This window comes from Bacillus sp. IT-79MI2 (assembly GCF_949768135.1).
GTDB lineage: Bacteria > Bacillota > Bacilli > Bacillales > Bacillaceae_G > Bacillus_A > Bacillus_A pseudomycoides.
In genome coordinates this window covers 100,015-111,960 of sequence record NZ_CATKPV010000117.1, presented here as the reverse complement: position 1 = coordinate 111,960, position 11,946 = coordinate 100,015, and the positions used below count along the sequence as shown (strand labels likewise).

Annotated in this window: 9 protein-coding genes and 2 pseudogenes; 1 reads left to right on the top strand and 10 read right to left on the bottom strand. The window is 33.3% G+C overall.

Going from position 1 to position 11,946, the window contains the following annotated elements:
- Positions 1-215 precede the first annotated feature (215 nt).
- A pseudogene (locus ACM6HU_RS26050) lies at positions 216-419 on the bottom strand (P1 family peptidase); the annotation flags it as partial.
- A gap of 13 nt (positions 420-432) precedes the next feature.
- On the bottom strand, positions 433-768 hold the full coding sequence (locus tag ACM6HU_RS26045; RefSeq protein ID WP_033671409.1) for a hypothetical protein: 336 nt from the start codon (positions 766-768) through the stop codon (positions 433-435).
- A 137-nt stretch (positions 769-905) separates the two neighbouring features.
- Here ACM6HU_RS26045 and ACM6HU_RS26040 point away from each other — a divergent pair, with 137 nt between their 5' ends.
- Positions 906-1,280 carry a hypothetical protein gene (locus ACM6HU_RS26040; protein WP_016133195.1) on the top strand — a complete coding sequence of 125 codons (375 nt, stop codon included), beginning with the start codon at positions 906-908 and terminating at the stop codon, positions 1,278-1,280.
- A gap of 234 nt (positions 1,281-1,514) precedes the next feature.
- Here the strand turns inward: ACM6HU_RS26040 and ACM6HU_RS26035 are convergent, their stop codons facing one another.
- The 8 genes and pseudogenes from ACM6HU_RS26035 to ACM6HU_RS26000 form a co-directional block, all read right to left on the bottom strand.
- The gene (locus ACM6HU_RS26035) at positions 1,515-2,234 is read right to left on the bottom strand and encodes a class I SAM-dependent methyltransferase (RefSeq protein ID WP_016115692.1); all 720 of its coding nucleotides are present in this window, start codon (positions 2,232-2,234) and stop codon (positions 1,515-1,517) included.
- 152 nt (positions 2,235-2,386) lie between these two features.
- Complete coding sequence (locus ACM6HU_RS26030) at positions 2,387-4,099, bottom strand: peptide ABC transporter substrate-binding protein (RefSeq protein ID WP_016115693.1); 1,713 nt, start codon at positions 4,097-4,099, stop codon at positions 2,387-2,389.
- A 547-nt stretch (positions 4,100-4,646) separates the two neighbouring features.
- Positions 4,647-6,359, bottom strand: coding sequence for a peptide ABC transporter substrate-binding protein (locus ACM6HU_RS26025; RefSeq protein WP_016115694.1), 1,713 nt, complete (start codon positions 6,357-6,359; stop codon positions 4,647-4,649).
- Between the two features lie 380 nt (positions 6,360-6,739).
- Positions 6,740-8,446, bottom strand: coding sequence for a peptide ABC transporter substrate-binding protein (locus ACM6HU_RS26020; RefSeq protein ID WP_016131787.1), 1,707 nt, complete (start codon positions 8,444-8,446; stop codon positions 6,740-6,742).
- A gap of 353 nt (positions 8,447-8,799) precedes the next feature.
- Positions 8,800-9,116: pseudogene (locus ACM6HU_RS26015) on the bottom strand (cation:dicarboxylate symporter family transporter); the annotation flags it as partial.
- 89 nt (positions 9,117-9,205) lie between these two features.
- Positions 9,206-10,255: an LCP family protein gene (locus ACM6HU_RS26010; RefSeq protein ID WP_016115697.1), complete on the bottom strand. Its 1,050-nt coding sequence runs from the start codon at positions 10,253-10,255 to the stop codon at positions 9,206-9,208.
- Positions 10,256-10,316: 61 nt separating this feature from the next.
- Positions 10,317-11,315, bottom strand: coding sequence for a hypothetical protein (locus ACM6HU_RS26005; protein WP_033671857.1), 999 nt, complete (start codon positions 11,313-11,315; stop codon positions 10,317-10,319).
- Between the two features lie 12 nt (positions 11,316-11,327).
- On the bottom strand, positions 11,328-11,861 hold the full coding sequence (locus ACM6HU_RS26000; RefSeq protein WP_016115699.1) for an RNA polymerase sigma factor: 534 nt from the start codon (positions 11,859-11,861) through the stop codon (positions 11,328-11,330).
- Positions 11,862-11,946 lie beyond the last annotated feature (85 nt).

The following is an 11,946-nucleotide window of genomic DNA, read 5'->3' as shown; positions in this document are numbered from 1 at the left end:
CATTATGTAAACTAAATTACTAGAATGATAACCTCCTTTTCAGTAACGATCTTGTTTTGAAAGCAAATTAATCAAAACAGACTCTTCATACAAAAAATCCCTATAAAAAAGTTTGATTTTCTCTTCTATTAAAAATAACTTTTCACCTTTGAATACGGTGTTTTTTCTAAATATCCCCTACTTCCACTTGTCATTTTTGCTATGCATAAAGCTTTCTAAATAGCCTCTTCTATCACTTCTACAGTCATCGTAAACAGATATGAAACTTCCTTACCATCTTCACGTAAAAAAGAATATTGTAAAGTTTCTGTAGCAATGGTATGAGGAATACGATGCGCTGTTGAAAAAGCAATCACAATATCCCCTCTCCTTAAAGTGTGAATTTCCTTACATTTTTCCATACAAATAAAAACACGCCTATAACAGCGTGTTTTATTGTTTCACATATACTTCAACAATAGGATTGTCTTTACGATCCGCATACAAACGAATATTCTCTTCGCTTGTATGATAAATACTTGCTAATAACATAACAGTTAATAAATTAGGAATTTTCCCATCACTCCCAAGTTTTCGTTCAAGTTCTTCTTTATATTCAAAATCTAAATCTCCTTGTATATATGTATACACTTCAAACCCATCCTTTAAATCACAAACGACTTGGTCAATAATATCTGCTCCTACTTGCTTTTCCATTTCACTACGAAGGGCATTCGTAAATTCATTCCAAGGAACTTCATATGTTTGAAATTGATCTTTAGGTTCCATACTTCCCACTCCTTTTTCATACACTTTCACCATATATTCCCCCTTTCTCGTAACAATTATGAAACTTAGGTCAATCGTACAAGCCGCACTTGTCCCGATGACATATCGTATTACTGTATATGGAAGGAGGCAAGAACATGCATTGTCAAAAATGTTACAATACTTGTCATCGTTATTTTGGTAAAGTTGTACGTATTGAAGATGTAGATGGTTATGTTCATATCGGTAAGATTGTTGATGTGACAAATGATTCTGTTTGGATTGAACCCTATAGATCATCTTTTGATACAGGATTTGGTTACCATGATGCATATGCAGGTGGTGGCTGTGATTTTTGTGGTGGTTTAGGTCAATGTAACCATTGTGGCTGTGGCTTTGATGGAGGCTTTGGTTTTGATGGAGGCTGTGGCTTTGATGGAGGCTGTAGAGGAGGATTTTGCGGAAGTGGTGCCGTTGAATTAGGTTTCGGATTTATTTTTGGTATTGCTTTAGCTGCATTATTTTTCATCTAATATACAAAGAAGTCGACTATATTTTTTAGTCAACTCCTTTTCAAAAATAATGAAATACAGTTATCCTATCATACGCGAATAAAGTGAAACTTTAATCAGCCCCCATCAATCAGGCCTTTACGGGTAAGGTAGGTTATCTCTCACCTAACTTCTGTGCTTTTGCTAAATTTTGAGGTGAGAATATTACTGCCCACAAATAGTAGGATAAATGAAGCAGATTTTTTAATCTGCTTTTTATTTTTCACAAATAAATACACGGTGCCCTAAAATATGTTGATACATTTGCAATACCTGTTCGTGCTGCACCCATGCATCGTACAATTCAGCCGGAATAAAATGTGACAGGTTCCATTCTGGCTGTTCCATTTGTCCTGCAATCGTTTCGGCAATCGTTCCTCCACCTACAATCGTTATCCTTTTAAAGTTTGTCGTTTGAAATAAATCAATCCATTCCTTTTCTGTGTGTAACTCCTTTATTCCGTAAAATTGTAGTATTTTCTCCTCTTCTTCTTTTGTTAAGTGCTTCTCAATTATCATTTCAATGACAACAAGTTTCCCGTTCTTTTGCAAGACACGATAACATTCAGGAATCAACTGTTCTTTGTTTGTAAAAGCAAGTACAGATTCACCTAATACAAGATCAAACTTCTCATTTAAAAACGGCAACTGTTCAGCAGTTCCTTTAATCAGTTCAATGGATAATTGTTCTTGTGACCATCTATTTTTTGCTTTTTGAATCATAATTTCATTATTTTCAACTGCTGTGACGTTATAACCATATTGTTTTTTCATATAAGCTGCTGTACGCCCTGTTCCGCATCCTATTTCAAGCACATTTGCTTCACGGTATAATGGTAACTGTGCCAATAACTGTTTTGTTAGCGTAAAACCACCAGGATGTGCGCTTCCAATTCCGTAATAAGCTAAAAAGTCAATGTATACATTCCGTTTCATAAGATTCTCCTTCTTTTTTCTAGAATACCTATATGCATAAACGTAATGTACTGTGCAAAAATAACGTACTATTTTCTCAAAGTAGCTCCCACATTACTCATAAAAAAAGCATTTCCAAGGTAAAGTAATTACCATTGGAAATGCTTTTTTTATTACTTGCTATCTTTCTCTGTTACATATGCCCACTTAAAGCTATACTCTGGGCTGATATTGTGTTTTACAATTCCTTTTACATTTGGTTGTAATACATAAGATCTACCTGATTGGAATAACGGCACTAGCGCTACATCTTCTTCAAGCAACAGTTTTTCAGCCTTCCCTAATTCTTCCCAGCGTTTCTTCGCATCTGCCATTAATTCTTTCTTCCCTTTATTAATTATTTCATCATATTTTGGATTTGAATAACTCATTTGGTTTTGAGAATTTGTTGATTCAAACATGTCTAAATATGTCATTGGATCTGCATAGTCTGGGTTCCAACCACCATATGAGAAATCATAATCTTGCTCAGATTCTAATTTTAATTTTTGTTTAAATGGCTGCATTTTAATGTTAACTGTTACACCTTTTAAATTTTTCTCAATTTGATCTTTTACATACTCACCAACTTTTTTTGCATTACTCGTATCATAGTTTAGGAATTCAAGTGTCACTTGATCTTTACCAAGCTCTTTCTTCGCTGCTTCCCAAGCCGCCGCTGCTTTTTTAGAATCTTGTTTTAAACCGTTTTTAAACGTTTCTTGAAAATCTTTACCGTCCGGTCCATTCGCTAATCCTTTTGGAACTAAGAAATCGGCAGGTTTGGAACCATCATTTAAAATTACATTTGCTAAATCCTTTTTGTTAATTGACAACGCAATTGCTTCACGTAATTTTTGGCTCTTTAGTGGTGTATCTTGACCAGCACGCTTTTGATTCAAGCGTAAGTAGAATGTACTTGGTTCCAGATATGTTCCAAATTCATCTTTCTTCGATTTATATTTATCAACAAACTCCCCAGTTAATAAAGAAAAGTCAATTTGACCACTATCATATAGATTCACACGAGTAGCTGCGTCTTTTACAACACTATAGTTAATTTCTTCTAGTTTCACATTCTTTTTATCCCAATAATTATCGTTTTTCTTTAACTTCCAACCCTCTTCATGCTTCCAGTCAGTTAGAACAAACGGCCCATTGTAAACTACCGTATCAGATTCTAAACCGTATTTATCTCCTTTTTCTTTTACGAACTTTTCATTTAGTGGGTAATACGATACAAATGCCGTTAAGTTCAAGAAATATGGAACTGCGCTTTCCAGCTCAACTTCAAGTGTATAATCATCTACTGCTTTTGCACCTAAAGTAGATACTTCTGCTTTTCCTTTGTTAATTGCTTCTGCATTTTTAATATAATAAGCAATAAATGCGTATTCAGCAGCTGTCTTTGGATCTACTAACCGTTGCCATGCAAATACGAAATCTTTTGCTGTTACAGGATCTCCATTAGACCATTTTGCATCTTTACGAAGTTTAAATGTATACTTTTTTCCATCCTCACTTTTCGTACTTGATTCTGCCACAGCTGGGATTGGCTTATTATCTTTATCAAGGCGATATAACCCTTCCATTGTATTGCCTAAAATTTGTGACCCAAGAGTATCTGTATTTTTAGAAGTATCCATCGTTGGAATTTCGTTTGTTTCTGTACGATTTAGTACTTGTTTTGCTGCATATTTAATATCAGATTTCTTCTCTTCACCACTATTAGACGTTGTATTTGTCTTCTTATCCCCACCTGACCCCGAGCATGCCGATAACGCCATACTTACTGCTAAAACCGGTGCCACAACCGCTGTTAGTTTCTTGATCTTTTTCTTTTTCATTTGTGTACCCTCCCTAAATTATATGTACGATGCTACATTTGAGAGATTTTCTAATACTTATAATATTATCAGAAAATTCTTATTAATTAATATTCTACTATTTTTTTCGAGTTTGTAAAGTTATTTTTAAAAATTCCGAAAATAGTTTTTCTATAATAATGATTTACTTTTTAATAGCACAATTACAAGATTCTCCCCATCTACTATATGAGCACTAAAGCTTTCTTATTCATCTCTATTTTTTCGAATTATATATAACCTCCTTTCTCTCTATAAAGTGAAACTTTAATCAGTGTGGGTTTTCTTCATCCCCCACCTTCACTAACTTTTGTGGTAGGGGGTCTTATTGCCCTTTAATCCCTCACTGCCATTCTTAATCAATTTGAGATTATATTATCTTAAAAATTCATAAATACTACTTTTATTGTAGTATTTATGAATTTTTATCCTTTTAGCAATAAGACAAATTATAAACAAGATTCTTCCCATGAAAAAGCACCTCCAAAAGTAGTTGGCCTACTTCCGGAGGCGTTTTTCTAATTCCATATTATTTTCCGCCTTTTTCCTCTACATACGCCCACTTGAAGCTGTACTCTGGGCTGATATTATGTTTTACAATTCCTTTTACATTTGGTTTCATTACATACGCATTGCCTCTTTGATATAAAGGAATCATTGCTACGTCTTCTTCAAGCAATAATTTCTCTGCTTTTCCTAACACTTCCCAACGTTTTTTCGCATCAGACATTAATTCATTTCCTGCTTGTTTAACCATTTCATCATATTTTGGATTTGAATAGCTCATTTGGTTGTAAGAACTCTTTGTTTCAAACATATCGATAAATGTCATTGGATCTGCGTAGTCTGGACTCCATCCAGCATAAGAGATTTCATAGTCTTGTGCTGTCTCTAGTTTTAATTTTTGTTTAAACGGCTGAATTTTCGTATTAATCGTTACACCTTTTAAATTTTTCTCAATTTGGTCTTTTATATAATCAGCAACTTTTTTCGCTGTTCCATCATCATAACTTAACAATTCAATTGCCACTTGGTCTTTACCAAGCTCTTTTTTCGCTTCTTCCCATGCTGCAGCTGCTTTTTTTGTATCTTGTTTCAAACCATTTTTAAATGATTCTGTGAAGTCCTTATCGTCCGGTCCACTTGCAAGTCCTTTTGGTACTAATTGATCCGTTGGTTTGGATCCATTGTTTAAGATAACATTCGCTAAACCTTTTTTATCAATTGATAACGCAATTGCTTCACGTAATTTTTTACTTTTCAGCGGTGTATCTTGACCACCACGTTTTTCATTCAAACGTAAGAAGAAAGTGCTTGATTCTGCATACTCACCATATTCATCTTTCTTCGGTTTATATTTATCAACAAACTCTCCTGATAATAATGTAAAGTCAATTGCGTCAGTATCATATAAGTTCACTTTTGTAGCTACGTCTTTTACAACACTATAGTTTATTTCTTCAAGTTTCACAGTCTTTTTATCCCAATAATTATCGTTTTTCTTCAACTTCCAACCTTGCTCATGCTTCCATTCAGACATTACGAATGGTCCATTATATAAAACGGTATCCGCCTCTAAACCGAATTTATCTCCTTTTTCTTTCACAAACTTTTCATTTAACGGGTAATACGATGGGAATGCTGTTAAATTTAAGAAGTATGGAACTGGTTTTTCTAATTCCACTTCAAGGGTATAATCATCAACCGCTTTAGCACCTAATGTAGATATGTCTGCTTCTCCTTTATTAATTGCTTCTGCATTTTTAATATAGTAAGCAATAAACGCATATTCAGAAGCTGTGTTTTTATCAAGTAAGCGCTGCCATGCAAACACGAAATCTTTCGCTGTTACTGGATCACCATTTGACCATTTTGCATCTTTACGAAGCTTAAATGTATATTTTTTACCATCCTCACTTTTCGTGCTAGATTCAGCTGCAGCTGGGATTGGTTTATTATCTTTATCAAGGCGATATAACCCTTCCATCGTATTCCCTAAAATTTGCGAACCAAGTGTATCTGTTGATTTTGAAGTATCCATTGTTGGAATTTCCTGATTTTCTGTACGATTTAATACTTGTTTTGCTGCATATTTAATATCAGATTTTTTCTCTTCACCACTATTAGACGTTGTACTTGTCTTCTTATCCCCACCTGATCCCGAGCATGCCGATAATGCCATACTCATTGCTAAAACTGGTGCTACAACCGCTGTTAACTTCTTCAACTTTTTCTTTTTCATTGTGTCCCCCCCTAATTATATGTACGATGATACCCTCGATAGATTTCTGATATATTAGCATTATCAGAAAATTCTTATTAGTTAATATTCTACTATTTTTTTATGTTTTGTAAAGTTATTTTTTTAAATCTCGAAAATATTTTCTACTATAATGATGGTATATTTTAGTCACACTACTTTACAAAATCTCTCCATTCACTATATGACAGCAATATCCTTCTTATCATTTATTTAAATTAATATGAAATTATTCATATTTAAATTTTGTATCAAACATCACCTCTAATATCTGAAGTCTCTTTAAACAAGATTCATTACATAGAAAAAAGCACCTCTAAAAGTAGATGTCCTACTTTTAGAAATGCTTTTCTATCTTTCTATTACTTTCCGTCTTTTTCAGTTACATAAGCCCACTTGAAGCTGTATTCTGGACTGATGTTATGTTTTACAACACCTTTTACGTTTGGTTTCATTACATACGATTTAGCACTTTGGTATAACGGTACAAGCGCTACATCTTCTTCAAGCAACAGTTTTTCTGCCTTTCCTAACTCTTCCCAACGTTTCTTCGCATCTGCCATTAACTCTGTTTTTCCTTTTTTGATGATTTCATCATATTTTGGATTTGAGTAACCCATTTGGTTTTGAGAATTTGTTGATTCAAACATATCTAAATATGTCATTGGATCCGCATAGTCTGGGTTCCAACCACCATATGAGAAATCATAATCTTGCTCAGATTCTAATTTTAATTTTTGTTTAAATGGCTGCATTTTAATATTAACTGTTACACCTTTTAAGTTTTTCTCAATTTGGTCTTTTACATATTCTCCAACTTTTTTCGCATTACTTGTATCATAGTTCAAGAACTCAAGTGTCACTTGATCTTTACCAAGCTCTTTCTTCGCTTCTTCCCAAGCTGTCGCTGCTTTTTTAGTGTCATTTTTCAGGCCAGTTTTAAACGTTTCTTGGAAATCTTTACCGTCTGGTCCGTTCGCTAATCCTTTTGGCACTAAGTAATCAGCAGGTTTAGAACCATCATTTAAGATTACATTCACTAAATCTTTTTTATTAATTGACAACGCAATTGCTTCACGTAATTTTTTGCTCTTTAGTGGTGTATCTTGGCCAGCACGTTTTTGATTTAAACGTAAGTAGAACGTACTTGGTTCTGAATATACTCCATATTCTTCTTTTTTATTTCTATATTTGTCAACAAACTCTCCAGCTAATAAAGTAAAGTCAATTTGGCCACTATCATATAAATTTACACGAGTTGCCATATCCTTTACAACACTATAGTTAACTTCGTCTAACTTCACACTCTTTTTGTCCCAGTAATTATCATTTTTCTTCAGCTTCCAGCCTTCTTCATGCTTCCAATCAGTTAGAACAAACGGTCCATTATAAACTACAGTGTCCGATTCTAAACCGAATTTATCTCCTTTTTCTTTTACAAACTTTTCATTTAGTGGATAGTACGATGGGAATGCCGTTAAGTTTAAGAAGTATGGAACTGCGCTTTCTAGTTCAACTTCGAGTGTGTAATCATCTATCGCTTTTGCACCTAGTGTAGACACTTCCGCTTTTCCTTTGTTAATTGCTTCTGCATTTTTAATATAATAAGCAATAAATGAGTACTCTGCAGCTGTCTTTGGATCTAACAAACGTTGCCATGCAAATACGAAATCTTTTGCTGTTACTGGGTCACCGTTTGACCATTTTGCGTCTTTACGAAGTTTAAATGTATATTTTTTGCCATCCTCACTTTTCGTGCTTGATTCAGCTGCAGCTGGGATTGGCTTATTATCTTTATCAAGACGATATAACCCTTCCATTGTATTCCCTAGAATTTGTGATCCAAGAGTATCTGTACTTTTGGAAGTATCCATCGTTGGAATTTCGTTTGTTTCTGTACGATTCAGTACTTGCTTTGCCGCTAATTTAGCATCCGATTTGCTATCACTTCCGCTTGAATTCGTACTTGTTTTTTTGTCTCCACCTGTAGAACATGCTGTTAATGCCATACTCATTGCTAAAACTGGTGCTACGACTGCTGTTAGTTTTTTCATCTTTTTCTTTTTCACTTTTTGTACCCTCCCTAATTTCCTGTACGTTTCTAGATTAAGAAATTTCTGATAATTCTGTTTTTCTTTATATTCTTATCAAAAGATTCCTATTAACTATTATTCTACTAATTTTTTGTTTTTTGTAAAGTATTATTATTAAAAATTTTGTAAAAATTATTTTATTGCAGTAATATTCATAAACATTCTATCACGTTGATATAGAGTTTTCTTGTATTACTATATGCATTTGATTTTTCTTCTATTTATTCCAATTGTAAAGAAAACTCTTCTGAATTATTCTTAATAAATAATATATAATTCTGGTAAATCCTTTCTTGACAAAATAAAAAAAGTCAGCTTTACTGACCTTTTTATCCGGCTATTTTTTCTTTTTGCATACCTATTAGCATCTGTTTATCTTTCCCCTCGTTAAATTCATTTTCGCTTTTCGCAACAACTACAGTTGCAATACCATTACCAATTAAATTTACGATAGCGCGCGTTTCTGACAGAAAACGATCTCCCCCTAATAGAAGAGCTAATCCTTCTAACGGAATAACATGTATCGCTGATAAAGTTGATGCCAATACATAAAGCCCTCTCCAGTTACAGCGTCTTCCCCTTTTGAAGTAACTAACAAAATAGCTATTATTGTTAATTGTTGACCAAGCGAAAGATCGACGTAAAAACCTTCACTGTATCATTCAAACAAAAAAGCAGATATTTATAATGATCTGCTTTACTAAAAAATATTTTATATTATGTTTTTCATATACTTTAACTCTCCCCATCTTCTTTTTTAATTTGCTGTTCACTTAATCCAAGATGTACTCGAAGTATATTACTAAGTTCTCTCAAACTCTTTGTATCTGGATTATAATAATAGACTCGTTCACCTTTCGGCCCATTCGGTAAATACAAATCATCTCCAGCTAATTGAATTTTCTCAATTGAAGCATTTAATCCATATTTATAAAACGACAGCATATCAGCCAAAGCTAAGTTTGTCTTAAACTCACCATCTACAGCATCAATCATCTTTCCTATTTTCGTAACAGATCCTGCACTTTTTAATTTTGTTAAGATCGCTTCAATGACAAGCTGCTGACGCTGTCCTCTCATAGCATCACTATCGATATGACGTGTTCTTGCAAGAGCAAGTGCTTGTTCACCAGTTAATGTTTGCATTCCTTTTTTCAAATGAATAGCCTCCGGTTCATCTTTACTATTTTGTTCAGAAAACTCAATTGGAACATCTATTTCAATACCACCCAAATCATCAACAATTTTTATAAATGAATTAAAATTGAATTTCACAAAATAATCAACTGGTACATGTAATAATTTTTCTACCGCTTCAACAGACGCTTGCGGTCCTCCATCCTTTCCGTTCTTTACAAAGCCTCTACCATATGCATGTGTTATTTTATCCTTTTTCTTTTCGATTGGAACATATGTATACGTATCACGTGGTATGCTTATTAACTTGACTGTCTTATCATCCTTATTAAAAGTAGCTAGTAATAATGCATCTGTATGAAATGCACCATTATATTCTTTTTGACGCTCTTGATTTTCATCAATGCCCATAATTAAAAGAGAAACATTATTTGTTATTGGCTTTACAACTTCCTCACGCAAATCAGATTTCTCACCACGTGCTAGACTGAGAGAAGCTTTTTGTACCGCATTTGAAGTTTTATTATACAGATACGCACCATATCCTATTCCAACAGCTAACAACACCCCTGCAAATATCCCTATTACTTTTCTTTTTTTATATTTTTTCTTATTCTTTTTTTCACGTGAAGGTAAATTCTTCTCCATATTAGTTCCCCCCATATTTATTATTCTATACGAATTAAAAACTATCAAAATAACAAGATCATTATTTATTCAATACATTTTTCAATTTTTCGTATGAAGAAACATCTTTTTGAAATACGTTTTCATCAATCCCTTTGTTTATTTGTATCTTTTCCGTAGTAATAGAATACTGGATCATTCCATTATGAAAACTAAGAAAATTCAACATAATCCCCGTATTTTTTTCTACAATCATTTCGAATTTTCCTCGTAAGTCTTCAGATGTACTTAAAGGCATCTCTATGTTTATAACACCCTCTATTTTATAACAGTCTAATCCAAGATACTTTATTTCTTTAAAATTCCAATCTTTATATCGAATTAACAAATTTGCAAACTCCGATTGAATACTATATTTTGCTAGTCCGACATATTCATCATCATACCGCTTTTTCTCTCCCACTTTATTAAATGCTCTTTCAGTAGGTGTTAGTTTTAGTAACTCTATATTTTTAGGTTCTGACTTCCATCTCACTTCTTTATATGTATAATCTTTATCATTAAACTCTTGTTTTTTCCCTTGGTTATATAAAACTGTCATTTTTTTTGACTGACGATCCTCTTTAGAAGAAATCCCTCTCTGATTCCTTGTATCAATTGCGTACTTATAAGTAGTAATTAGGCGAGATGAACTAGAGTACTCTTCAAATTGCCCCTTAACACTTTTAAAATGATCGATTGAATCCAGCATTTTTTTGTGAATTTTTTCTTTTTCAGGATAATTTACATTAGACTTTGTTTCTTCCTCATTTTCATAATCTGAAAATGCCTTTTTCGTTACATATTCAAATACTCCACCTTTTTGTGCAAAACTTTGCACAGAAAATTCAAACATAGAAACGATTGACAATGCCATTATTGCCACACTAACAGCCATAGCTTGAACTCTATAAGACTTCTTCTTAACCGGGAGATTATGTAATGTATCATTAATTTTCCGATTCAAATGCTCCGGTAACATTGTTTTCTCTCGGTCTATTCGCTTTTTCAGTTTTTCATCAAATAATTCATCCTTATCCAACACATACACCTCCTATTCCATTCGTAATTGCTTCTGCAGTTGTTCTCTTGCCCGTGACAACCTTGATTTAACAGTTCCTTTTGGTATTTCTAATAATGCCGCAATATTTTCTTGATTCATATCTTCATAATAGTAGAGTACTGTTACAGCTTTTAATTCTTCATTTAAAGACTGAATTGCATTATGAAGATCTATATCTTCATAAGAATCAAATGCTATCATATAATCATTATTTCCTTCTATCGCGATTACCTTTTTTCGTGATCGTATCATTTCATTACACTGATTAATCAGAATTCGAATGCACCATGTTTGGAAAAACTCCTCATTTTTAAGCTTTTTTATATTTTCATAAGCCTTTAGAATTGTTGTTTGTATCGCATCTTCTACGTCATTCTCATCATATAGCATTGCTTTGGCTATACGATAGAGCTGAACTTTATGTGTATGTATTAAAGAGACAAATGCTTCATGATCACCGTTTTTAGCTAAAGAAACATTACTCTCTTCTTTTACCATTATTTTATATACAGGTATTACTTTCACTGTCTATCCTCCCGTTTTATCCCGCTATTTACGGGGCAGTAAGACCCACCACCTCAAAATTCAGCGAAAGCAAAGAAGTTAGGTG